The organism is Parabacteroides sp. (assembly GCF_977054455.1).
In genome coordinates this window covers 95,957-121,489 of sequence record NZ_CDRTCT010000015.1, presented here as the reverse complement: position 1 = coordinate 121,489, position 25,533 = coordinate 95,957, and the positions used below count along the sequence as shown (strand labels likewise).

Annotated in this window: 21 protein-coding genes and 3 pseudogenes; 6 read left to right on the top strand and 18 right to left on the bottom strand. The window is 41.7% G+C overall.

All coding sequences use genetic code 11. The features are described 5' to 3' along the window. From ACW6QF_RS09410 to ACW6QF_RS09330, 17 genes and pseudogenes are all read right to left on the bottom strand, one after another. Positions 1-622: O-antigen ligase family protein (locus ACW6QF_RS09410; RefSeq protein ID WP_456087620.1), on the bottom strand; the 622-nt coding region annotated here is incomplete at its 3' end. Positions 623-918: 296 nt separating this feature from the next. Then, positions 919-2,859 carry a transglutaminase domain-containing protein gene (locus ACW6QF_RS09405; RefSeq protein WP_456087619.1) on the bottom strand — a complete coding sequence of 647 codons (1,941 nt, stop codon included), beginning with the start codon at positions 2,857-2,859 and terminating at the stop codon, positions 919-921. Positions 2,860-2,898: 39 nt separating this feature from the next. Further along, positions 2,899-4,836: a discoidin domain-containing protein gene (locus tag ACW6QF_RS09400; protein ID WP_456087618.1), complete on the bottom strand. Its 1,938-nt coding sequence runs from the start codon at positions 4,834-4,836 to the stop codon at positions 2,899-2,901. Between the two features lie 10 nt (positions 4,837-4,846). After that, complete coding sequence (lepB, locus tag ACW6QF_RS09395; protein WP_456087617.1) at positions 4,847-5,710, bottom strand: signal peptidase I; 864 nt, start codon at positions 5,708-5,710, stop codon at positions 4,847-4,849. Between the two features lie 8 nt (positions 5,711-5,718). Continuing rightward, positions 5,719-6,735: a 6-bladed beta-propeller gene (locus ACW6QF_RS09390; protein ID WP_456087616.1), complete on the bottom strand. Its 1,017-nt coding sequence runs from the start codon at positions 6,733-6,735 to the stop codon at positions 5,719-5,721. A gap of 118 nt (positions 6,736-6,853) precedes the next feature. Beyond that, positions 6,854-7,093 (bottom strand): NVEALA domain-containing protein, encoded by a 240-nt coding sequence (locus ACW6QF_RS09385; protein WP_456087615.1) that lies wholly within the window; start codon positions 7,091-7,093, stop codon positions 6,854-6,856. 292 nt (positions 7,094-7,385) lie between these two features. Further along, positions 7,386-7,669, bottom strand: a pseudogene (locus ACW6QF_RS09380) (S26 family signal peptidase); the annotation flags it as partial. A 52-nt stretch (positions 7,670-7,721) separates the two neighbouring features. Continuing rightward, positions 7,722-9,671 carry a discoidin domain-containing protein gene (locus ACW6QF_RS09375; protein WP_456087614.1) on the bottom strand — a complete coding sequence of 650 codons (1,950 nt, stop codon included), beginning with the start codon at positions 9,669-9,671 and terminating at the stop codon, positions 7,722-7,724. Positions 9,672-9,700: 29 nt separating this feature from the next. Then, on the bottom strand, positions 9,701-10,864 hold the full coding sequence (locus ACW6QF_RS09370) for a DUF4221 family protein (RefSeq protein ID WP_005640612.1): 1,164 nt from the start codon (positions 10,862-10,864) through the stop codon (positions 9,701-9,703). A 2-nt stretch (positions 10,865-10,866) separates the two neighbouring features. Then, on the bottom strand, positions 10,867-11,112 hold the full coding sequence (locus ACW6QF_RS09365; protein ID WP_456087613.1) for an NVEALA domain-containing protein: 246 nt from the start codon (positions 11,110-11,112) through the stop codon (positions 10,867-10,869). Between the two features lie 43 nt (positions 11,113-11,155). Continuing rightward, entirely contained in the window at positions 11,156-12,313 is a 1,158-nt protein-coding gene (locus tag ACW6QF_RS09360; protein ID WP_149936092.1) for a 6-bladed beta-propeller, read from the bottom strand. Between the two features lie 105 nt (positions 12,314-12,418). Continuing rightward, on the bottom strand, positions 12,419-12,655 hold the full coding sequence (locus tag ACW6QF_RS09355) for an NVEALA domain-containing protein (RefSeq protein WP_456087612.1): 237 nt from the start codon (positions 12,653-12,655) through the stop codon (positions 12,419-12,421). Between the two features lie 197 nt (positions 12,656-12,852). Beyond that, the gene (locus ACW6QF_RS09350) at positions 12,853-13,908 is read right to left on the bottom strand and encodes a BF3164 family lipoprotein (RefSeq protein ID WP_456087611.1); all 1,056 of its coding nucleotides are present in this window, start codon (positions 13,906-13,908) and stop codon (positions 12,853-12,855) included. A gap of 173 nt (positions 13,909-14,081) precedes the next feature. Further along, the gene (locus ACW6QF_RS09345; protein WP_456087610.1) at positions 14,082-14,327 is read right to left on the bottom strand and encodes an NVEALA domain-containing protein; all 246 of its coding nucleotides are present in this window, start codon (positions 14,325-14,327) and stop codon (positions 14,082-14,084) included. A 230-nt stretch (positions 14,328-14,557) separates the two neighbouring features. Then, positions 14,558-15,421 carry a DUF1573 domain-containing protein gene (locus ACW6QF_RS09340; RefSeq protein WP_456087609.1) on the bottom strand — a complete coding sequence of 288 codons (864 nt, stop codon included), beginning with the start codon at positions 15,419-15,421 and terminating at the stop codon, positions 14,558-14,560. Between the two features lie 7 nt (positions 15,422-15,428). Continuing rightward, a complete protein-coding gene (locus ACW6QF_RS09335) occupies positions 15,429-16,484 on the bottom strand; it encodes a BF3164 family lipoprotein (RefSeq protein WP_298547822.1) in 1,056 nt (351 codons plus the stop codon). Position 16,485: 1 nt separating this feature from the next. After that, a complete protein-coding gene (locus ACW6QF_RS09330; RefSeq protein WP_456087608.1) occupies positions 16,486-16,713 on the bottom strand; it encodes an NVEALA domain-containing protein in 228 nt (75 codons plus the stop codon). A 208-nt stretch (positions 16,714-16,921) separates the two neighbouring features. On the opposite strand from ACW6QF_RS09330, the gene ACW6QF_RS09325 reads away from it, so the two are divergent. Then, entirely contained in the window at positions 16,922-17,953 is a 1,032-nt protein-coding gene (locus ACW6QF_RS09325) for a hypothetical protein (RefSeq protein WP_456087607.1), read from the top strand. Between the two features lie 838 nt (positions 17,954-18,791). Here the strand turns inward: ACW6QF_RS09325 and ACW6QF_RS09320 are convergent. Continuing rightward, on the bottom strand, positions 18,792-19,757 hold the full coding sequence (locus ACW6QF_RS09320; RefSeq protein ID WP_456087606.1) for a tetratricopeptide repeat protein: 966 nt from the start codon (positions 19,755-19,757) through the stop codon (positions 18,792-18,794). A gap of 182 nt (positions 19,758-19,939) precedes the next feature. Here ACW6QF_RS09320 and ACW6QF_RS09315 point away from each other — a divergent pair, with 182 nt between their 5' ends. The 5 genes and pseudogenes from ACW6QF_RS09315 (at position 19,940) to ACW6QF_RS09295 (ending at position 25,521) form a co-directional block, all read left to right on the top strand. Continuing rightward, complete coding sequence (locus tag ACW6QF_RS09315; RefSeq protein ID WP_456087605.1) at positions 19,940-20,221, top strand: OadG family protein; 282 nt, start codon at positions 19,940-19,942, stop codon at positions 20,219-20,221. Between the two features lie 22 nt (positions 20,222-20,243). Then, positions 20,244-21,773: pseudogene (locus ACW6QF_RS09310) on the top strand (oxaloacetate decarboxylase); the annotation flags it as partial. Positions 21,774-21,797: 24 nt separating this feature from the next. Continuing rightward, a pseudogene (locus tag ACW6QF_RS09305) lies at positions 21,798-22,169 on the top strand (acetyl-CoA carboxylase biotin carboxyl carrier protein); the annotation flags it as partial. Then, positions 22,166-23,401: a sodium ion-translocating decarboxylase subunit beta gene (locus tag ACW6QF_RS09300; protein ID WP_298547805.1), complete on the top strand. Its 1,236-nt coding sequence runs from the start codon at positions 22,166-22,168 to the stop codon at positions 23,399-23,401. The pseudogene ACW6QF_RS09305 and the gene ACW6QF_RS09300, both read left to right, overlap by 4 nt. A 206-nt stretch (positions 23,402-23,607) precedes the next feature. Beyond that, a complete protein-coding gene (locus ACW6QF_RS09295) occupies positions 23,608-25,521 on the top strand; it encodes a DUF349 domain-containing protein (RefSeq protein ID WP_456087604.1) in 1,914 nt (637 codons plus the stop codon). Positions 25,522-25,533: the final 12 nt, after the last annotated feature.

Below are 25,533 nucleotides of genomic sequence, written 5' to 3'. Positions count from 1 at the left end.
CGAAATACCCGCCTTGCGCCTCCGCGTATGCCGCCGGGAATCCGCCTAACCCCGTCCCTGCAAGCGGCTGTCCGGCAATCGCTTTCCCCGTCACTTTCCACATCAGCAACCGCCCGTCCGCCGAATCTTGTTTCAGTCCGTATAGCCCCATTAGCGTGCATCCAGCCAATAAAATGACAACCGTAAAGAACGGGACTGCTGCATTCTTATACCTTATATATGCAGCTTTCGTCTTCTCCCATCCGATCCGTTCCGCCCAGTACACCCATCCGCAAGCCACGACCGCCGCCATCCATGCCGACCGGCTCATTCCGGCAGGCAGGACAATCAGGATAGCTCCGACGCATATCCAGCCGAAATAGCGCATCCCCTTTTGAAACCGCAACGCCGTCCACAGGCAAACCGGCAGCACGACCGCTAAGTACCCGCAGTAAGGCCCCGGATTAAAGAAAGAGCCCGTCAGCCGGAAAAGCGAATGGTTGGAATAGGCATAGCCATGCAATTGCTGCATTCCCCAGACGGCTTCGGCCAGTCCGGTGAGCATTCCGACGAACAGAAAGAAAAAATTGAACTCCCGGTAAGCTGTTAATATATAACGTAACAGAAACCAAAGAATAACCAACTGGCCTGTAAATATTAACTTTTCTGGTTCAGGATTGAGACTCCATTTATAAGTAATAAGAACAATACCTGTAAAGGTTAATAATAAAAGATCCGAAGATAAAAAGGCAATGGCAGTTGCCCTTTTGGTTAACGTCACAAAGAATACGCAAACTGAAAAAAAGAGCATGACAAGATGAAACCAGCACATTTTTCCGAGCACTAATCCGTTTACCAATTCCGTTGTGTGTATAAGTGGCGTGCAGAGCAGAAGTGTTCCGCTTGTGGAAAGCAGGAATATATGTAGCAGCTTTAAATTCATGATGCATTCTCTTTTGAAAAATTAATGTCGCAGGAAAATACTTGTTTCCCCTCTTTTATAAAGAATATTTGTTCTTCCTGTCCTTTTGTTAAGTTACGAAGCCAAAATATCGCCCCATGAGGTACGGTGAAATATAATTCTTTACTGCTTGCGATTTGCTGTCCTAAAGATTTCCATCCGTCCGGTCCATTCTGATAAAATAATTCATAACGATCTCCCGGTTCGATAAAATTATCATCATTCCGTGGGATAACCAGTATCTTTTTGATTTCAGTCACTTTTCCCAGGTCAAAGGTTAATGTTGCATTGTATTCTTTTGACATGAAGAAAGTTAGAGGGTTGCTATCCAGTACGCATTTGGCAGAGTATTGATCAGTAGGATACAATCCTTCTACATTGCGGTATAGCTGTAGAGGAATTGCTTGAGTCTCAGAAGTATCGCGGAAAACTGCAAATTCAGCCAGTTCCGACCGATGGTCAAGAGGTGAATTTAGGTGCAAATAACGGAATCGACACGGTTGGCCGATTGAAATGGCCTTGCGGTTCGTCAGGAGCGTATCGGTAAACCGGTATAACAGATGTTTTATGCCGGATACAGGCGAGTTACTTCCTTCTATTGTTGCTCCTATTGTATTTCGATTCAGATATTTAAAAAGATACTCCTGAAAAGGGTACTTCCTTTTTAAACAAGCCGTTTCCTGTTGTGCCGTATCCGGTTTGAAACAGATAATTCTTTTTTTGTCATAAACAAACGGATAATCATACGTTTCGATATTACCGTTCTTTGAGTATAAAAGCTGAAATACTATATCCGGTTCGATATTTTTGAAAACTGCATGTCCTTTTTCTATCTGTGCAATATCTACAGGTTCCCAGCTTCCGTTTTTGAATACACCGAGATATGCATATTTACATCCTGAAACAGTTATAGGCAGAGAAATCTCATTCGATCCCGAATAATTATCCGTAACGTCCTTGACAAAACAGTTCCTGAAAAAAGGCAGCACAGCGTTATCTGCGGCCCATTTACTGAAACGTCCGTTTTGTATTCCATAACAATCCCTGTAGGCTTTCCCTTTCCGCCTGCCGTCATTGGTTACGGAACGTGCTATTTCATCTTTTGTATACCAGAAAGGATAGCATTGACCTGTAGTATCTCTGACTACATTCCAGCAATGCCAGGTTCTCAGATCCGGTGAATAAATGTAATAGTCCGTTGCGATAGGAATACCGACCGATCGCATCGCATAAGTTGCCACATCGCAAGCATCCCTGCAATATCCTACCCGGGTAGTGAAAAGATAATCGCCTCCCAGATGGGGCAGGGAGAAATTTGTATTATAATAGAACCATTCTTTTTTGAGAATCTGGTTGACCGCACTGCATGCATCGATAACATCCGTCCCTTTATAGAGGGAATCCAACTTAGGAATATAGTGTTCGTAATATTTTTTTCGCCAGTTGCTGAGTGGCTCATTGGCTATCCTGTAAGGGAGAATAAATTCGCAAAAGTCATCGAAAGAGAGATGCTTGTTCCACGGATATTTTTTCCAGACTTCAAAAGATAGGTCTATATTCTCGATCAGATAATCGGCAGTTATTATTTTGGAGTCATATATTTTTTCTCCGTTATAATGCGAATAGGAACTCCATTTATCCAGATGTTTTTTATCTATAATCAGCAAGTCTTCTCCGTAAACGGATTTTCTTTTAACGGCATCAGCCAAAATTTGTTTGATGGTGTCCTGTTGCCAACTTTCATAACCATAATGATAAGGCATATTCTCAATGAGAAAACGAGCTGCAGCCAATTTTTCAGGATTGCCGTAATAGTGGTCGAGCACCTTTTCCAATTCGCCTCTGTTATTTTCTGCAAATCGCAAAGCATATTCCAGCCGGTTACCCTTGTCAGGAGAACAAGAACTTGTTAGTACCATTATAGTGATATATATTATCAATTGTTTCATATACGATTGTCATTTGATATCGCAAACAAATATTTGTTTGCCGTTTTGCATATAAAAAACTTGTTCTTCAGTCCCTTTTGTATGATTGTGTAACCAGAATAATGCATTTCGGGGTACTTGATAATGCAATTCGCTACTTGCTGCTATTTGTTTTCCCAAAGATTTCCATTTTTCTGAACTACTTCGATAAAATAGCTCGTAAGTATCGCCCTGCCAGATAAAATTGCCGTCATTACGAGGGATGAACATGAGTTTATTTACTTTTATCGATTTTCCAAGATCATAAGTAATATAATTTGTACTGTCATTTGAGATAAAAGAAGTCAGAGGATCTCCATCTGTTATATTTGTGATCGCAAACCTTTTGTTTGTATGGACGGGTTTGATCTCTCTGATTAGCGTCATCTGGACCGGTATAGAATCATGGATATTTTCATAAATAGATAGTTCTGCTATATCTACAGGTTTATTGGGGGCTGAAATAATATGAATATACCGGCCTTTTACAGGCGAATCGAAAATAATAAGATTCCGGTCTGTAACAACGGAGTCTTTTATTTTGTATAAAAGTCTTGTGTTAATAGCAGCCGGAGTGTCAGAACATTCTATTCTTGCTCCCCGGACATTTGTATTCATAGCTCGGGCAATATAATCCCGTAACGGGTATTTTCTTTTGATGATAATGTTTTCGAGAATGGTTGTGTCCGGGGTAAAATATTGTACACCTTCTTTTATAAAAAGAAATGGATATCCTATCGGTTGTTGTATTCCATCTTGTTCTACGGAAGGTTGGTATATAAGATTGGGTTCCATATTTTTAAATACAGCTTGGCCATTGGATGTAATAGCAAAATCTAAAGGTATCCATGAACCTTTATGGAATACGCCGAGAAATACCACTTCGTTTTTATTATATTCGTCCAGATGTAATACGATTTCATTTTTTCCGAAGTAGTTGTCAGTGACATCTTTTGAAAAAGGATGCCTAAGTGTCGCAGGAACGACCTTTGAGACAGGAAGCCTGTTTTTTTGTAATCCAAAACAATCTCGAGTGATTTTCCCTTTTTTTCTGCCATCATCCTTCATATCCCGTGATGCTCCATAATCCGTATACAAAAAGGGAATGAACCGGCCGGTAGTATCGCGTACGACGTTCCAACTATGACCTCCCTGATATTCGGGAGAATAAACCATGTTATCCGTGGCGACAGGAATGCCGACTGCCCGCATTGCGTATAAACTTATGTCGCAAGTCTCTCTGCAATATCCAGCCCTGTTTTCTATTAAAAATAAAGCATCGAGATGCGGTATTTTGAATTGAGCATTGTAATAAAATCCCTCTTTCTTCAATATCCTTACTAATGTGTTACAGGCTTCAATAACATCATTGCCTTTATACAAAGAATCCAATAAAGGCGCATATCTATTATAATATGTGCATCTCCAATCGCTTAGCTTTTCATTTGCAATACGATAGGGAAGTATTAATTCACAAAAATCTTCGAAGCATAAATTTTTATTCCAAGGCCGTTCTTTCCATACTTTAAATGCCAAATCAATGTTCTTAATCAAGTAATCGGCAGTTATAGTTTGTACATCATGCTTTTTTTCTAAGGTATGGAACACATCTCGATTCATATTGACTTTCCAGTCTCTTATGATAAGACTTTTTACTCCAAAAACGCGTTTTTCCTTAAGAGCTTCTTTAATAATAGATTTGACGGTATCTAATTGTTTCCCGTCATATTCGTAATAATAAGGCATATTTTGAATTAAGAAATGAGCAGCCGCCAGTTTTTCCGGACTATTTTGATAATGTTTCAGCACTTTTTCTAACTCTTGTCTGTTTTCCTTGGCAAGCTCCAGGGCATATTCAAGTTGCTTGTCCTGATAAGAAGAACAGGCAGAGAGTAGTATCGTCAGAAAGATGAATATTTTTATGTTCATACGCTGTCTGTTAGTGTATAGTTTTAAAGAAACGTTCCCAACGGAATTTGCCTGTGTAGGGATCGACCGATTTCCAGATGAAAGCAGCTTTTCCTACAATATATTCTTCCGGTAGTACCCCCCAATAACGCGAATCCTGCGAGTTTTCCCCTTTATCTCCGGCCATGAAATAATAGTTTTTCTGAAAACAATAATCTTTTATCGGTTTGCCATTAAGGAAAACAGTTGAATCTTTATACTCTAATTTAGTTTTTTGCTCCCAAGAGATTAGTTTATGATACAACTGATAGTTCTTTGGGTTCATTGGTAGCCGATCACCTGTTTTAGGAATATAGAGTGGTCCGAAATTTTGAATATTCCAACCGATAATGGAATCATATGGAAAACAACGATATACACCATCCGGAAACTCTTCTGGCAAAGTCTGTCCGATTTTTTGTTGTGACTTGATGTTTCCGAGTGCCTCATCTATTCCTTCTACTCGAAATCGACCATTTTTGATGGAAAGCGTGTCTCCCGGCAGTCCGATACATCGTTTGACATAATACTTCAAAATGTGCATCTCGATCCTGTCCCAGTTATTCGGATGCGGAAAATTGAAAACCAGCACATCATTCCTTTTGACTTTTTGAAATCCGGGAGTCCTGTGGATTTCGACTTGTTCCAACCGCAGCGTTGCATTCAGGTTGAACAGTCTTGCTCCCAACGCAGGCTTCCAGATTAGGATAGCATCCCCTTCAATTAGTTCAGGTTCCATAGAGTCGCTGGGAATGTGAAAGGAGGTGAAGAGGAAGATTTGGGCGAAAACCCAAAGAAGAGCCAACCCCACCACGGCAAGAAAAAGATCCAATAGGATGTCAATCCATCGTTTCATATAGATTATTACACAATGTTGCCTAACTCTAAATAACCCAATTGTATATCATCGTCAAAAGACATAATAATCCGATCATTTTCTTCATCGTAACAAAATTCCAAGATATTGTATCCTATTTCTATTGTTTTAAGATAATTGCCTTTTAAGTCAAAGACTAATAAAGTTGTAGGCCTGCTTTGTTTGCCGAAATTATCTCTACCATCAGAATAAGAGGCTACAATTTTATCTTTGGCAAAGATCACAGAACCATAATAATTTTGTTTATTAGATGTTTTATTATTCCATTTAGAACCATATACATTATATTTTAAATTCCCTTCCAAATCATATATGGTCATTAAATCATGGTGGTCATAACACTCTACAAATGTTTTATTTTTTATGGATACTGCAATATTGACACGTTTTTTTTCTATTTCAGGATGAGTGTATTTGAGCTGTGTAACTTTCCCGGTCATCATATTCCAAATTGCCCCGGATTGATTAAAACCAGAACGACCGGTTGGTGTTATTATAGAAGCATAACATAGTGAATCATTTATGTAATAATACCTATTGGGTATTTGTTCTTGATTCAAATTCACTTTAACTGTAGGTATATAATTGAGGGAATTTGAAAGCACGCTGTCAAGCTTGTAAGTGAATATTTTTTGTTTACCATAATCCGAGATATAAAATTCACGGTCATTTTCATTAATACAGACAGAACCAAAACTTGTGATTTCCGTAGGACCAGGCCCCAAGAAAGCAGTGCTGCAAATATACTTGAAATCATATTTATCAAATATATGCACAAGGCTGTCTTTTGAGACATAATCCCCTATAATTAAATACCGGTCAAGTAGAAAGGGTTGTGAGTATCGATTGATTAATACATCTTCTGTTCCTATTTCTTTAACTTTACTGTGAAGATTAACGACATTGTCACGTTTGTTTTGATAAACTTCTGTTGCTACTTTTTTTGTACAACTCGAAAAAAAAATGAACAACAACAATAATAATATGTATATATTTTTTTGCATGTCACTAATATTTTAGTTTCTACATATTCCATTTAAAAAAGAGGTTAGTGCAAATTCTCTCCCTACAAATACTTTAGAGAGGGAATAAAGCACTAACGCAACTTTGAAAGTGTTTTTATTAACGTGTCCAGTCTTTTTCTTTCACATTTGGATAAAATCTATAGCACCAACATCCTTTTGAATCATATTCGGTAAGGCATCCGTTAGGACATTCGCCGTCTTCATATCTTGCTAATGCTTCCACATTAGCCAATGCCAAGTCCGACAGTTCAACACTCTGTTTATTTTGCTGGTAGTTCCAGCCTGCGGCGGCGGCGATCGCTGCAAAAGCGATTACGCCCAAAAGTTTCTTTCCCATTTTCGTAATTATTAGGGATTTATGATTTTATTATTAGTTTTGAACCTTTCGCCCGGTATCATTTCCCGGAACAGGTGATTCCCAACCCTTTTGTTATTTACTCCAAATTTACTACTTTTGTCGTTACCTCCTTCTTTATTTGTTATTGAATGAGGGAAAGTCCGGGAGTTTCTGCTAATGTTTGTGAGACGGTAGGCAGAGACTCCTTTCTTTTTCCCGTTAATTGCTTTATTCGACTGTCCCGATAAAACTCAACATCAGCGAGTTGTTCGGGAGGTTTCCATAAATGTCTACCGTTCGGATGCGGGAAGTTGAAGACCAGCACATCACCCCGCTTTGCATTCCGAAATCCCTCTCGGTCTGCTCCAACCGCAGCGTCGCGTTGAGGTCGAACAGCCGTGCACCGAGCGTCGGTTTCCAGACCGCCACGAAATCCCCTTCGACCAGCTCCGGCTCCATCGAATCGCTGGGGATACGGAAGGAGGCGAGGAGGAAGACTTGAGAGAAGAGCCAAAAGGCGATCAGAACCACCAAAGCGAGAAATAGATTCAATAATATGTTAATCCATCGTTTCACAATCTATCTTTTAGATCAAAAAATATATCATTTTATATTCAGGTTGCTACAATCAATACCAGTCAATTTTATTATCTTCATCACAAACGAATATTCTTTGTTGCTTTCCCTGCGAGCATTTAATGGCCAAAAGGGCTTTTTGAGGCACATTTTCAAATTCGATAAAAACATCATTCGCTATTTTGGTATTGATAAGTTGCCAATTATTATTATCCCAATAATATAAAGAATACTCCAATCCTGGCTGAATAGAATTTCCATCACAACGACGAATATACGAAATTTTGGATATATTTACTGGCCGGCAAAAATCAAAACCGACCCAATCTTCTCCTTTGGCACTGAAATTTGTCAATTGATCACCATCTGCTATATTAGCTGCGTTGTTGCTTTTATCAAAAATCGAATTTGTACATTTGATAATGTTGCCTTGAATGATCGAATCATGTTCATCATAGAAATAAATTTCAGCCATGTCACACTGACTTGTATCAGAAGATGTAAAACGCCAATATCGATATTCGGCATTTTTATCAAGAAACACTGTGCCATTTGTTAAATTCCCTTGAGGTAATTCCGCTATTTTCTTTGTATGATCAAATTCCCTGTTTTCAGAAGTTTCGATAATACCTCCTGTTATTTTTTTTCTAATAGAAAATACATTGTCTCCCAAAGGATATTTTCGATTCAATCTGATCGTACGAAAAGCTGAAGTGTCTGGTTCTATAAATTGGATATGCTTCGAAGCAGAAGCCAAAAACGGTTTGCTGATCGGAATAGCATTGCCATTAGAGTCATACGCCAAGGCGATATAACAGGTATTCAGTCCCATTCTTTCGAAAACCACATGACTACCAGCTATTTTTCCCCAATAGACAGGAGTCCAATTATTTCCGTCATAGATGGCAATAAATGGAGATTGTCCACTCTTCAATGATTCCTGCAACGGAATACGTATGTCAATCGTAGGCATATATTCAGCGGTAACATCTCGTATAAACATATTCCTGAGTTTGGGTGGGATATATTTCTCAGTTGCGATTTTCAGATACTCTTCATTGGGTTTGTACACATTGCGGAAAATCTTAGGGACTTTCAAATATGGATAATGAACTGTGCCCGGATCTGTCGTATGAGGAGCAAACTCCAAGTTTCCAAAACGCGTCGTATAAACTGTATTCCAAGAATGTCCATTATTACCTGTAGACCAATTGGGCGTAAAATCATAAGCGACAGGAATTCCTTTACTACGCATGATTAAGACAGCCCCTAAACAATACGTGGCACAATTAGAAAAAGGAAGTTTCAGTATGATATCAGGATCATAAATCGGAAGTGTCTTTAATAATCCAAAACTTTGAGGTGTGTTTTTCATTTGGTTATTCACTTCTGTTGCTGCAAAAATTGGATTTCGTTTATACTCGTCACACAAATATGCCAGATCAATATCTCCTTTACAAATATCGTAATAGGCATTCCTCCATTCGGTAAGCGGCTGCCCTTCAAAACATTTATAAGGTAATAGATATTCACAAAATTGTTCGAAATCCAGATGTTCGGCCCATTCGCATTCTCTCCATTGTTTGAAAGCTTCATCGATTGACTGAATAAGAAACTCCGAAGTGATAATCTCTATATCCCGTTTTTGTTTATATTTACTTTCAAATCTAAGACGAAGCGATTCGATATGTTTTTCTTGTTCAAGTTTGTCTTCTGATAAAGCAACGACAGAATCAATGGCGTGATAATAGTCCTCAATGCCTTTATCATAAGAAGCATGGTAAGGCATGTATCGAATCAGGTATTGGGCTGCTTCCAGTTTCTGCCGATCATCCAGTTTTGCGTAGTGCGACAAAACCGCTTCAAGCTCCCCTCTGTTTTCTCCGGCTTCCCGCAGAGCGTATTCCACATCGGTTATTTGTAAGCCGCAAGCAAAAAGCATCAAGTAGAAAGGCAACGAAAAAAACAGATATTTTGTAGTTGTTTTATATTGCAATCTCATATTCATTGTTTTAGGGGAGAAACTATATTTCAATCATTCTTTATCATGACAGGATGAAAGATATGCACTTCTAAATCTTCGGAAATCTCTTGATCTGTAATTTTATCTACAAAAAAAAGGATTCCATCATGAAGCTGACACCAGCCTGTATAAGGATTGAATGTGTTTATGGGCAGTTTGATTTCTTTTATTTTATTAAGCTCATTATCAAACAGACATAAATAAAAATCTCGTTCTCTGGATAATAATTCCAGGTTTTCGTTTTTACCGAAATCAATGGCATCCACATGCAAACGGGCATACATATCACATGTCGGAAGATACATGATATCAAAAAAATGAGGATTTTCAAATCCGTGTCTTTGCCATTCTGTATAATCTGTTTTGGATTTACACTTTTGAGCTTTATTGGAAGTGTAATCGCTATCAGCTTTGTACATTTTTCCAGATCCTGTGTTCAAATCGATCTTGTAGAGATGTGATTCTATCGGATAATTATATAAAATGTAATCATCCCGAAAGTTGACATTCGGTTCACTCATGTTCGCATACCCTTTGCTTATGTCTGGTTCCGCAATAGATGGAGATAAATTGAAAGTTTTTACCTTTTGGTTTTCTTCGAGGAAAATTTCTTTTACTTTGAATCGGGGTGGCGAAACAGACCTATCTTTTACCGTGCATAGCAGTGACTGGTGCAGGGCATTGTAATACAAACGAATTGTAGACATAGCATGATTCGTATTTATGATCAATTCCTCGTCTTCTTGCAAAGAATTACGGATTTGAATACGTTTCAACACATTCCCTTTCGGATCAATCAGGAATACGGATTCCGATTCATCAGCAACCCAAATGGAGTCTTTTTGATATGCAAAAATTCCAGTTAAACGAGTTATGGCGTTAGGACCACTTGTTTGTAACGGAATTTGAATGATTTTTTTCTCCAGAAGATCGATACAATCCAAAGCATGTTCCTTATGGTTATATCCAATCAATATATGTTTAGCACCTACTTGTACCGAAGAAGACAAATAATAGGACTTTAGTTGTAATACGTCAGAAGGAGGGAAAAAAAGTTCCTCCTTCTGTATTTCAACTAAGTCATTATCAACGGTCTTTATATTTTCTCTTCTCTGAGAGCAAGATATACTAATGCAAATTATGCATAAATAATGAAATAGTAATTTGTACATGGTTATCTACAATACGTTGGGCCATAACATTCAGGACGTTCACTGTCTTTAAAACGACATTCATTTCCGGAACTTGATGGACATGGAAACAAATGATAGTTTGATTTATTCTCATCCCAAGCTAAAGCCTCGACATTTTCCAATGCCAAGTCAGAGAGTTGAACCTCATTTTTGTTTTGCTGGTAGTTCCAGCCTGCTACTGCGGCGATCGCTGCAAAAGCGATTATGCCAAAAAATTTCTTTCCCATTTTTGTTTTATTTTAGGGGTTTATAAACTTATGGTGATTGGTTCTACTGTTTGAAATCGAAGATCAAAAGCAATGGATTATCATCTTCCTTTGTTGTATTTATTATACTTCCAAATGGCTCAGACGGTGTGTATGTATTCCGCCATTCAACTACAGAATAGGCTTCCAATGGAACAACGATAGAACCATCCTTATTTGCATGATAAATAAATTGAGATATAGGGATCGTCAAACCCTTGAAATAAACATCATCTTTAATTGTACCGAAAGTATTCGATGATTTATTCTTATGGTCGAATAATGTCAATTTTTTATTTTTCTGATAGAAACTACCGAACATCGTGAATCGCTTATCCCTTATAAAACTATAAATACCATAGGCATAAGATCTTTTATGCAAATTGTCGAAGAAATCTTTAACGTTTTCATATTTCTTATCACTGAAAAAAGATGCAGGTATATTTTTCCCTTTAAAATCGATATAGAGGAGCGGATCCATATTTCCGCCTTCAACAGACTTGTAAATAGTATCATTGATCGGTTGAAAAAAATAAATAGAATCATGATCTTGATAAAAATTGTGATGAGCGAATATGAACAAGTATCCTGTTTGGTTTTTATCTACTTCTAAAAATGCGGAATCTTCTTTCCAATTTTTAATCCGATGCAATTTGTGACTTGTATCAAATCCGTTATATAAAAAAAATGTATTATTCACTATCGGCGAAATAGCTTGTGCATAGTACTTAAGATGAAATGTTGAAATACTATTTCCTGAATGATCATACGTTATTGTTTTTTGTTGATTCCTGTCCAATATTATAATATTTTCACCGTCTATCACAAAATCTGAAATCCCAGAATATTCATCTGGAGCTTCACCTCTTTTCTCTAAGCAAAGGGCTAATTCTCCTTCTTCGGAGAAAGCAAAAAGAGTTAGTCCATCAGAGATATAAATTTTATTATTTTCACACTTAATGTTCTCTATTTCCCCCATAAGAGTATCCGTCGGAAGCTTGAGCATTCGAAAATTCTCAAAGTATTCTGACAATTTCAACTCTGTATCTGAAGCTATGTCTACTTCTATGGCAGGAACGGATGTAAGCCTCTGTTCCTCAGGAAGGCAACCAAATGTGATAAAGACCCAACAAACAAGGAGCCAGACTCTCTGTTGATCATGAAAAAAAATAGACTTTCTCATTTGAAATAATTTGATGATTAGAAGTATTCAAAAAGATATGCCAAAATTTATCTTATAAGACATTATCTGCGAATTAAATTCTGACATATCTCTAATATTAACATTCTAACAAGCTGGTGATTGAGTACAGTTATTACCGTTTAAAGGAGTACAACAGTATTCTCCATTCGCCTTTTGAGCCAATGCCTTATTGTTCTTTCCACTTTCATTTCTTGCCAATGCCTCGACATTCTCCAATGCCAAGTCCGACAGTTCAACACTTTGTTTATTTTGCTGGTAGTTCCAACCTGCGGCGGCGGCGATCACAACAAAAGCGATTACGCCAAAAAATTTCTTTCCCATTTTCGTATTATTTTTAGGAATTTATTATTCTATTAATTGTTTTGGTTCTTTTACCCGGTATCATTTCCCGGGATGGGCGATTGCCACTCCTTTTTTACTTTCTCCAAATTTACTACTTTTGCCGTTACCTTCTTCTGTATTTGTTTATCGAATGAAAAAAGTCCAATAGTTTTGCTGATGCTTTTTTAGACCTGAAGTTAATATTCAAATTCCACAATGTGATATTCGGGCATATCACTGATCCCATAGATTTTCCTCTTTTGAGAGTTAACAGTGAAAGATATGATACCATTGTCCAAAATCAGCCGTTCTAATGGCTTTCCATCCCAATCGAAAACAAATATCTGATTACTCCGGTTGGTGTAATTCTCATCGTCAACAAAATTGCCGTTGAATAATACAAAAAAGACATCATCGACGGCAACAGGATTATAGTAGGCATCTATTTGTTTTCCTTGTTCCGGATGGGCGGAAGAGACTTCCCCGTCTTGGAACTCCTTAAAAGAGGAAGTAAATTGAATCGGTCCATGTATTCTACATGCCAACTGTTTTTCTTCGTTATAAATGTCGATTAAGTCATTCCAACTATAGCACAATACCATTTTTCCGTTCGAATTGGAGGCATAAGTAAATTGAAACATCTCTCGTTTCTCTGCGTCTGTCAGTTGGAGGCCGGACTCAGGATATGCTCCGAAATTGCCTACTTTTTCTCCTTTTTGATTAAATATGGAAAACAGGCTTTGATCTCGGTAAACAGGAGCAATGATATTGTCATCTCCGTCAAACACCACATCATTGAATATGTTCTGGGATAGTTTTATTTGTTTTACAGGAATAGGATCCGCATTACGGACAAAATCAGATATATCATATCTGAATATCGTGCTTTTCCCCATATCATAAAGAGAGAGATTCTTACCATCTCCCTTAATAAAATTGGGTTGAAACATTTCAAGCGGTCCGTCTCCCAGATTAATACGGTTGCCTATTTTCGTATAGGTATTTAAGTTGAAAACAGTTAATAATTTATTTTCTCCTACATTAATTGTAATTAAAAGCGAATCATAGACTTGTAATCGGATCGGCTTCATGATCTCGTCATTAAAGGTATGAGACACGCCTTTTAGCTCCTTTGTGACAGAAAAACTGTTTAAATCAAAAGTTCTCGCATTCTTAAATGTCGATGAGTGATCTTGGCAAGCAATAAACCCAAACGAAAACAAGGCTATAATGTTAAAAAAAATCGGTTTCATATTATTTTTTATAAAAAGACACATCTGATTTTTTGTAAAAAACTAAACTTAGAGACTGTTTTGATTTTTTCCTCATCTGGACAATGGATATGATTCAAAAATCTATCTCAAAATCATTAAGAGAAAGAATCAAAACAGCTTCTTTCTTTTTGCATTACATAATGTGATTATTGCTATTTTTTTCTATGTTGAGGACAACTTACAGCTGCAGTACCATAGTCTACAATACAATAATATCTGTCATCTGGTTTGCAATAAGTTTCACAATCAGAGGTGCTGCCTTCTCCACTGGCGAGAGCTTCTATGTTAGCCAATGCCAAGTCCGACAGTTCAACACTTTGTTTGTTTTGCTGGTAGTTCCAGCCGGCTACTGCGGCGATCGCTGCAAAAGCGATAACGCCCAAAATTTTTGTTCCCATTTTATTATTATTTTTAGGGATTTATCATTTTATTATTAACTGTGGCTCTTTCGCCCAGTATCATTTCCCGGAACAGGTGATTCCCAACCCTTTTGTTGTTTACTCCAAATTTACTACTTTTGCCGTTACCTCCTTCTTTATTTGTTATTGAATGAGGAAAAATCCGGGAGTTTCTGCTGAAGTTTGTGAGGCTGTAGGCAGGAACTCCTTTCTTTTTCCCGTTAATTGCTTTATTCTACTGTCCCGATAAAACTCACCATCAGTGAGTTGTTCGGGAGGTTCCCATAAATATCTACCGTTCGGTAAAAATCTCCCGGCTGTTCCGCTTCGTAGCTGACCGTGATCGTTCCGCTCTCTCCCGGTTGTAGTTCTTTCCAGTCGCAAGTCGCTTCGGTGCAGTCACAAGAGGTGGTGAAACCTTTCAACTTGAAGACGCTCGTTCCGGTATTCCGGACTGTAACCGTCTGCTTCTTGATTGTTCCCTCTTTAACCATTCCCAGATTATATTCTGCTTTTTCCGGTTCGAGGGTGGTCGTTAGCAACACTTCTTTGTCTCGCATACCGATCATCTGTTTCAGATACAAATCCCTAACTGCCAAGTTATGCACCGGATTGCCGATCACTTTCACCTTGTTGTCCTGATCAAGCAGGAATGTTTGGAAAGTGATATCTTGTGGAAATTTGTTCAACTTGTCCAACCGACTGTCCCGATCGATGCAGACCGGACGGTCGAAGTTGTCGCGTTTCAGGATATATCGCAACTCTTTGTCGTCTTTCGACTGGAAAACGAAGATGAACGGGATGTTGCTGTTTGTTGCCGAATCGACATGGGCGATCAATTCTTTCCATTTCGGCAGTTGCAATTTGCAACTGGTGCAACCTGTTGAATCGACATAAATCAGCACTTTATATTCTGCATCGGGTATCCGGTATTCCACCTGTTCGGTTACGAAACGGGTGAAAGCCATATCCTGCGGAAAGACGATCTCTTTCCCTTGCCATTCCTGAACCAGACGGGCGAATTGTTCTTTCTTGTCTTCCCGGCAAGCGGCTAACAAAAATAATAGGAATAATATGTAGAGCAGTTGTTTCATTTTCTTGTTATAGTTTGAATGTCACGATCGGATTATCGCTTTCCGCGCAGGTCGCAATTCCGGTGTTTGTTTTTTCGTTGATATGGATGCCTAAAATATTTTTGTCGAGCGTATATTTTCGAACCGGGTTTCCTGCCAAATCGAACACGTAAAGGAAATGGCCTCCTTTGGGAGCAGACATGCCGCGTTCGTAAAATTTGTCCCGCTCTTTCCAGGACATCCCATCGAAAACAGTATAAATATAATCGTCTGTGACTTGTATGTCCACAAACCCTTTGATGCCGGTCGGGAATCCTTCGCCTCCTTTTGCAATGAATTGGGGTTCTCCGGCAGGACCGTATATAACGTTATGAGTTTGAGTTTTCAGATTGTATATTTCAAGGGCTTCTCCCAATTGGGTCGCCATCGCGTATATCCCGTTTTTCGGGTTGTAATCGGTAAAGCTACGCCAAGCTTGTGCTAAGGCGGGATGAATATCTTGCTCATAGCTGATTTCGGTGGGAATTTTACCTATGTTTTTGATCGGTTTACCACTATGACTGACTTTGTGATAACGAAAATCACCTAAGTAGTCTGTGATCAGAAAGGCTGAATCTGTACGATAGAAATCTAAAGAGCGAACTAATGTTTTATCTAATCTTATTTCCTCTTTGCGCAAAACGGTCTTGCCCGTCGGAGAGACAGACCAGCGCGTGATCAGCATCCGGTTAGCATCCAATGTCCAGACTGAATCCAATGCAGAAAACTGGAACATCTCTGCCGAAAGCATTTCTCCGGGGGCCTCTCCACGCTTTCCGAACGGTGCGATCGGCTTCCACTCCGGATAAGTAAAAGCGTAAAAGTAATGGCTGTCATTATGTAAATCCATGATGACAGCGATACTGTCTTTTACCGCTACCCGGTAGGGATAACGGAAAAAGGCAGAATCAATAGAAATCTCCTGCGTGGCTACCATTTTCTCATCAGGAAAAGTTGTATACCGAGGGTAAAGGGAATCGGGTGAACCACTGCAGGAGATTAATGTACTTATTCCTATTAATAATATGTATAGGAAGATTCTCATGTCATTTTAAACTATAGTCACTATACATCTTATCTACTTTATAACCATGACAATCGACGTCGCCTGTTCCGTAACATCTATAAGTATCACTCTCACCGGACGCCAAAGCCTCAATATTATCAAATGCCAATTGAGGCAAGCCGACAGATGATGTCGACAATGTCTTGATACAAGCAACTCCACCCAAACAAACCAAAACAATTACTACTGCTAAAACTCTTTTTTTCATAACTTTTGTTTTTGAGGCAAATGTAGGGATATATAATTCGGATGTCAATAGGCTTGTGCCACATATTTTACAATTCGCTACTACCCAGATGAATAGAATGCCATTTCCTGACTTCTTGTAGGTTTTCTGTAGGTTTTCTTCGGACTTGAATTACATATATCTGAAGAGAAAAGCCTATATAGATGTCCATTTTTTATATTTTTGCAACATGCAAGAAGAGAATAGACATACAGACAAAATCCTTTTTTTTAAAAGACTATGCATATTATTATATATGTGTATGACTTTGTTTTGTTTGATAATGGTCTGGCATGGATTCCTTTCATGCCGTAAAAAGATTTTCACTGAAGCCTCTGCTACTTTTCAAGAGGCTATCAGTAAAGAAATGAACACCCGATTGGGTTCCATACCGATAAGAACCAATAGAGGGACATTATTATTATCGGACTCTATTTCCTATGAAGAAAAAGAAAGATGGTGTGACCAGGACTATCTGTCTCTGAATGATCCGAACCGTATTTTCCTGGATAGCCTTTTTCGCGCCAGACTTGCAGATTTAGGTATGGAATCACAAACAGCGGTGCGTTGTAAGCGTAAAGAGAAAACAACGATAAGTTACACCGATAGCCTTTTTATGAAAAAAGCTACCGCTTTGAAGCCTGTTATATATCGGAAGAATAAAAATATAGAAGACAATATAGAATTACAAGCATTTGTGCAAATTCCGCTTTCCTTTATTTTAAAACGGGCAGATTCCATCCTTCTCTTTTTACTCTTTTATGGTTTATTTGTCGGAATTTTATACGGCAGTTATAAATGGGGAATAAAAAAACTAAACGCGGTATTGCTTGAAAAGAAAGTTGTAGAAACAAAAATTGTAGAGAAGCCGGTTGTCGCTTTTGTCCGTTCTTTTTCCAAAGAAGGGACCTTACCTTTCGGATTACGGTTCGACAAGAAAAGCGGCATCTTGAAATACAAAAACCTACATGTGACTTTAAGCGGGCAAGGCCTGAAGCTGTTTACTCATCTGATTAATTCTCAACAATCAGTGATAGCGCCTCAAATTATCTATTCACAAATCCTCGGAAATGCCTTAAAAAAGGAAAAGATCGGTAAATGCGGAACGCGATGCGGTCTCTGCTGCTATTGTGCGCTTGCGGGAAAGCTTGGCCCCCATGCCATTTATCCAAATCAAATCTTGTCGGGGAACCGGCTATCAGCTTATAATAAGCAATCCTGAAGAGGTCTAAGAAACACAGAACACCAGACTTCGAAAGACGTTAAAACGCACAATAACCCCCTTCAAAAGGCATATATTTGTATTTTTCTGTTATTCAACATCTTGCAGAAATACAAGTTTCTTAAAAAATATTACCCCTGCGTGTAATTTGAAAAATATGGGGTAGAAATCCTAATTTCATGCGCTACAGTTTCGATTCAGACTAACGGGTATTTTGAAAAACCGTACAATAAGCCAGGAATGACAATAAGTTTTATTTTTAAGAGAAACCGACCTGACGCTGAACCGGTAAAAATATCGGAGAAAGCCTGGGGATATTGTAAAAAACGCCCATAGAAACAAGAAAAAAGCTGTCAAAACCACCTTTCCAAAAGGTTTCTCCAGCAGCGGCAACAAACATTTCCGGAGGTATTTTCCGCGAGGTGCGCAGAAAATTCCCATGACGACCGTCTTCATGGCTCTGAAGTGCGCAGTTCACCCTGCATGAAGACGGTCGTCATGGCAACGAAGACGGTCGCCAGCGCGATGAAGACGGTCGTCACGGGAAAGAGCTGCCGGCCTCCCTGCGACCGGGCTCTTTATACGTTCCATATTCCTGCACCATCCCCAAGCAGGATCCGGATATTCGACTCTCCGGAAGTTAAGGTTTACCGGATTGTCAAGGAAAACAAGATTCGGATTGACAAAAACACATGTACCGGAGACGAACCGCGCAGACGTGCTGCCTGCACGTCACAAAATGTTCCGGCCCGCTTACAAAAAGACAACCCGAAAAGGTTCGGTTTTCGGGTTGAAATAGAAAAAACAGGGGGTTATTGTAAAATCTGCATCATCCTTCTCAGAAGATCCCGCCCTTGTACATATCGTTGAAATTCGTATGCTGCCCTTCCAGCTTCCGGGCTTCGTCGCCTTCGGGGTTCAGTTCGATGGACTTTTTCAGATCTTCGAAGGCGCCATCCTTGTCTCCTTTCAGGTTCTTGGCACGGCCCCGTTCGGCGTATGCTTTGCCGAAATCGGGTTTCAGGTCGATCGCTTCGTCGAAGAAAGTAATGGCTTCATCCAGACGTTCCTGCGTGATCAGGAGCTGGCCGACGAGCAACGTCGCCTCGTCATTGAACGGATTCAACTCCAACACATTCTGGTAATCGGCCGCAGCAGCGTCGATATTGCCCATCGCTTCATGGATACGGCCGCGCAGCAAGTAGGATGTTTCTTCTTCCGGAGCCAGCGTGATGGCCTTTTCCACATCGGGAAGCGCTTCGGTTGCCTGCTGCATCGACAACAATATCCGGGCACGCATCAGATAGGCATCCGTGAAATCTTCTTTCAAGGCGATCGCTTTCGTCAGGTCGGCAATAGCCCCTAAGGGGTCGGAAGTCGTCCGCTTCGCTTTCCCCATCAGGAACCAGGCCAAATGGTTCGTCTCTTCCAGTTCGAGAATATGCCGGCAATCGGCAATCACGTCCGCATCCTTGTCCAGCATGAAAAGCACGTTCACACGCGTCAGAAGCGTATTGATATGGTCCGGCTCAAGCTCCACCATGCGGTTCAGCACTTCGAGCGCTTCATCCGCCTTATTCGCCGTCGTATAGGCAGCGACCAGATAAGTCATCGTCTCGAAATCCTCCTGCAACTTCAACGCTCCGGTAAAACACTTGATGGCATACGCCACCTGGCCTATCTTCTGGGCGCGGACACCGTCGTATTTCAGAATATCGAAATTTTTCTGATCGTTCTTGCTTTTCTCTTCTTCGGGCGTTGTCGCCTTAGAAGAAGAAAATAATGATTTAAAGAAGTTTCCCATGATTTAATTACAAATTGTTTTCAGGGAGGCAAAGATACGAAAAGTCCGAACCTTTTTCATATTTTTTATGAAGAATCTATAAGTGAATTTCAGACAATTTCATAATTTTGTAGCTGAATTTTTAACTTGGGAAGGATTGTGCCAGCCACACCAAACGCACGCTTTCCCGTCAATTAATGAGTATGGAAAACATAGAAACTGGACTTTTGCTAATGATCGTGGGAATGACCACTGTCTTCGCTATCCTGCTGATCGTTATCAATCTTGGGAAGGGCCTGATCGTACTGGTAAACAAATATGCGCCCGAAGAGATTATTGTAAAAAAACAAGTGACACCACAAAGGCAAGCGGCGGCATCCGTACCGGCTACCGGCATTACGAACCAGACAACCGCCGCCATCGTATCGGCGGTCAGTGTCGTGACGGGGGGAAAAGGGAAAGTCGTCAAGATCGAGAAGTTGTAAGAGTAATTATATATAATTTATCATGAAAAGAGAAATCAAATTTAGTTTGGTCTTCCGTGACATGTGGCAATCTGCCGGAAAATATGTCCCCACCGTAGACCAACTAACACGGGTGGCACCGGCCATTATCGAGATGGGATGTTTCGCCCGCGTAGAGACCAATGGCGGAGGATTCGAACAAGTAAACTTATTATTCGGTGAAAACCCAAACAGAGCCGTACGCGAATGGACGAAACCGTTCCATGAGGCCGGCATACAAACCCATATGCTGGACCGCGCACTGAACGGCCTGCGCATGAGTCCCGTACCTGACGACGTTCGCCAGTTGTTCTACCAGGTAAAAAAAGCACAGGGAACAGATATCGCCCGTACGTTCTGCGGATTGAACGACGTACGCAACATCGCCCCTTCCATCCGGTATGCGAAAGCGGCAGGGATGATCTCGCAATGTTCGTTGTGCATCACCCACTCGCCCATCCATACGGTCGAATATTACACCAAGATGGCAATGGAACTGATCGAACTGGGAGCGGATGAAATCTGCATCAAGGACATGGCCGGCATCGGCCGTCCGCATTCATTAGGACAGATCGTGGCCAACATCAAGGCAAAACATCCGGAAATCCCGGTCCAGTACCACAGCCATGCCGGCCCCGGATTCAACGTGGCTTCGATCCTGGAAGTATGCAACGCCGGTTGCGATTACATCGATGTAGGCATGGAACCGCTTTCATGGGGCACAGGCCATGCGGACCTGCTGACCGTACAGGCGATGTTGAAGGATGCCGGCTACAAAGTGCCGGAAATCAACATGGAGGCTTATATGAAAGTCCGCAGCCTGATCCAGGAATTCATGGATGATTTCCTCGGTTTGTATATCAGTCCGAAGAACCGCCTGATGAACTCGTTGCTGATCGGTCCGGGACTGCCGGGCGGCATGATGGGAAGCCTGATGTCAGACCTCGAAAAGAACCTGGAGACGATCAACAAGAACAATATCAAGAACAACAAGCCGCTCATGAGCCAGGACCAGCTGCTGATCAAGCTGTTCGACGAAGTGGCTTATGTATGGCCGCGTGTCGGCTACCCCCCATTGGTGACCCCGTTCAGCCAGTATGTCAAGAACCTGGCGCTCATGAACGTGATGCAGATGGAAAAGGGGAAAGCCCGCTGGAGCATGATCGCCGACGACATCTGGGACATGATCTTGGGCAAGGCCGGACGCCTGCCGGGCCCGTTGGCGCCGGAAATCATCGAGAAGGCGAAAGCCGAAGGCCGTGAGTTTTTCGAAGGGAATCCGCAGGACAACTACCCGGACGCGCTCGACAAGTATCGCAAGCTGATGAACGAAAAACAATGGGAAACGGGCGAAGACGACGAAGAACTGTTCGAATATGCGATGCATCCGGCACAGTATGAAGCCTACCGTTCAGGAAAAGCCAAAGTGGAATTCAAAGCCGACGTAGCCAAGAAAAGAGCGGAAAAACAGACTGCAGCCCAACCTGCCGCCACTACGCCCGCATCCGCGGCATCCGCCCCTGCCAACGTGACCATGGCCCTGCCGACAACACCCCAGGTCATGACCGTCGATGTGAACGGACAGGCCTACAAAGTGACCGTTGCCTTCGGAGACACAGCAAACGCGGCCGCCCCTGCGGAAACAGCATCCGCTCCTGCCGCAACACCTGCACCCGCAGCTGCTCCGGCCGGTGCCGGCAAAGAAGTGCTCTCGCCGCTGGAAGGTAAATTCTTCCTGGTGAAAGGCGCTTCGGACACGCCTGTAAAAGTGGGAGATGTCGTAAAGGAAGGAGATGTGCTCTGCTACGTGGAAGCCATGAAAACGTACAACGCCGTACGTGCCGAATTTGGCGGAACCGTTACCGCTATCTGTGCGGCTGCCGGTGACGCCGTTTCTGAAGATGACGTATTAATGACGATACAGGAATGAACGAGATATTTCAAAATCTGTATGAGATGACTGCGTTCAGCAATATCATAGCTGAACCGCAGTTCCTGATCATGTATGCCATAGCGTTCATACTGCTTTATTTAGGTATAAAAAAGCAGTATGAGCCATTGCTGCTCGTTCCGATCGCGTTCGGCGTGCTGCTTGCGAACTTTCCCGGAGGCGACATGGGCGTGATACAGGCTGACGAAAACGGCTTGATCAACGTGCACGGAGTGATGAAGAACATCTGGGAAATGCCGCTTCACGACATTGCACACGAGCTGGGACTGATGAACTTCATCTATTACATGCTGATCAAGACCGGGTTCCTCCCTCCTATCATCTTTATGGGTGTGGGAGCACTGACGGATTTCGGGCCGATGCTGCGTAACCTGCGGCTGTCTATCTTCGGAGCGGCTGCCCAGTTAGGTATTTTCACCGTCTTGCTGGTAGCCATCCTGATGGGATTCACCCCGAAAGAAGCCGCTGCCTTAGGCATTATCGGAGGAGCGGACGGACCGACTGCCATCTTCACGACCATCAAACTGGCTCCTCACCTGTTAGGCCCGATCGCCATTGCGGCTTATTCCTATATGGCGTTGGTTCCGGTTATCATCCCACTGGTAGTCAAGCTTTTCTGTTCAAAGAAAGAACTCTGTATCAATATGAAAGAGCAGGAAAAGAAATACCCGTCGACGACAGAGATCAAGAACCTGCGCGTTCTGAAGATCATCTTCCCGATTGTGGTGACGACGGTCGTGGCCCTGTTCGTTCCGAGCGCAGTTCCTTTGATCGGTATGCTGATGTTCGGTAACCTGGTAAAGGAGATCGGGACCAATACATTCCGCCTCTTCGATGCCGCATCCAACAGCATTATGAATGCAGCGACCATCTTTTTAGGGTTATCGGTCGGTGCAACCATGACAGCCGAAGCATTCCTGAACTTCACGACAATCGGTATCGTAATCGGGGGCTTCCTCGCGTTCGCCCTTTCCATTGCGGGAGGTATCTTCTTCGTCAAACTGTTCAACCTTTTTACGAAGAAGAAGATCAACCCGCTGATCGGGGCGACCGGACTGAGCGCCGTACCGATGGCATCACGTGTCGCGAATGAAATAGCATTGAAATACGATCCCAAGAACCATGTACTTCAATATTGCATGGCCAGCAACATCTCCGGCGTTATCGGTTCAGCCGTAGCCGCCGGCGTACTGATCTCGTTCTTAGGATAATTTCAAACACGGATTATATTTGAGGCACGGATTACACGGAAAACACGGACAAATTTATTTTCTTTCCGTGTTTTCCGTGTAATCTGTGCCTAATTTAACATCTACCTGCAAATTATTTGCTTCCAAATGCTGTAATCCCAAAATATTTACTTTAATTTGTGACTTGATATAGGATACATTTATCCTTTTCCTAAATGCGATTGAATATGAAGGACACTCACGAAACTAATTTGCCGACTGAAGAAAACGGCAAATTGGAAGAAACTAAGGCTCCGGAAACAACACCGGAAAACACGGCGGAGGAAGTTGTAACAAACGAAACACCGGACGCCGGAGTTGCAGCAGAAGAAACATCTGAAGCAGCAGTCAAAACGGACGAAGCTGCGGCAGGTGAAGAGACTGTTGCGGCTGCGGGAAAATTGTCGAAAGAAGAAATTCTGGAGAAACTGAACGGTCTGGTGGAAGCGGCAGCAGACGCGACACGCAACGAGGTGGAAGCACTCAAACAGGCTTATTACAAAATCCACCGGAGCGAAGTGGACGAATTGAAGAAAGCATTCCTTACGGCCGGTGGTGAAGAAAAGGATTTTGTCGCCCCCGAAGACGAAGCCGAAAGCAGGATCAAAGAACTGCTCAACGTCTACAAAGAAAAACGGGCTGCCATCCTTGCCGAGGAAGAACGGGTTAAAGCGGCCAATTACGCCTTGAAACTCCAACTCATCGACCAGCTGAAAGCATTGACCGAAAGCCAGGAAGATTTCAATAAACTATATAACGACTTCAAGGACATCCAGCAGAGATGGAAAGAAGTGAAAGCCGTTCCGCAGGAGCACGTCAACGAACTGTGGAAGAACTATCAGATATACAGTGAGAAGTTCTACGACATCATCAAGATAAACAACCAGTTCCGCGACTACGACTTCAAGAAGAACCTGGAAATGAAAACGGCTCTTTGCGAAACCGTCGAGAAACTGCAAACGGAACCGGATGTCGTATCCGCTTTCCATCAGCTTCAGAAGCTGCACCAGCAATGGCGCGAAATCGGTCCGGTAGCGAAAGAACTGCGCGAAGACCTCTGGTCCCGCTTCAAAGCCGCTTCCACGATCATCAACAAACGCCATCAGGAGCATTTCGAAGGGCTGAAAGCGAAGGAACAGGAAAACCTGGAGGCCAAGACAGCCATCTGCGAACAGATAGAAAACATCGATTTCCCGGCTTTGAAATCATTCAAAGATTGGGAAGAAAAGAATAGGGAAGTAATTGCCTTGCAGGACAAATGGAAAACAATCGGCTTCGCCCCGAAGAAATCGAACGTGAAGATATTCGAACGTTTCCGCGCTGCCTGCGACGTTTATTTCAACCGCAAAAGCGAATTCTACAAGAATATAAAGGACGAGATGGAAAAGAATCTCGAACTGAAAAAAGCCTTGTGTGAAAAAGCCGAAGCACTAAAAGACAGCACGGACTGGAAGAGCACGACCGAAAAGATGATCGCCTTGCAAAAAGAATGGAAGACGATCGGCTCGGTAGCCCGCAAACATTCTGATGCGATCTGGAAACGTTTCATCTCGGCTTGCGACTATTTCTTCGAACAAAAGAACAAGAATGTATCTTCTCAAAGGAGCGTGGAGCAAACGAACCTGGCGGCTAAAAAGGCTTTGGTGGAAAAGATCAACGCAATCGACGAAGCCGACCATGACGAGGCACTCGCTGCCCTGAAAGGATATATGGCAGAATGGAACACGATCGGTCATGTCCCTTTCAAAGAGAAAGATAAGATTTATAAGGAATATCACGAAGCAGTCGACAAACAGTTCGACCGTCTCAAAGTCGACCAGAACGACCGCAAGATGCAGACTTTCCGCAGTAACCTCAACGACATGGGCAACGGCGAACGGGGGAAAGGCAAACTCTACGGCGAACGGGAAAAGCTGATGCGCATGTACGAACGGATGAAGAACGAACTTCAAACCTACGAAAACAACATCGGGTTCCTGAGCATCTCCTCCAAAGGCGGCGGCGGTTTGCTCAAAGAGATGGAACGCAAGATCGACAAACTAAAAGACGAAATGGCACTCATCATTAAAAAGATCGACGCCATCGACGAGAACCTCGAATAAAACGGCAATATT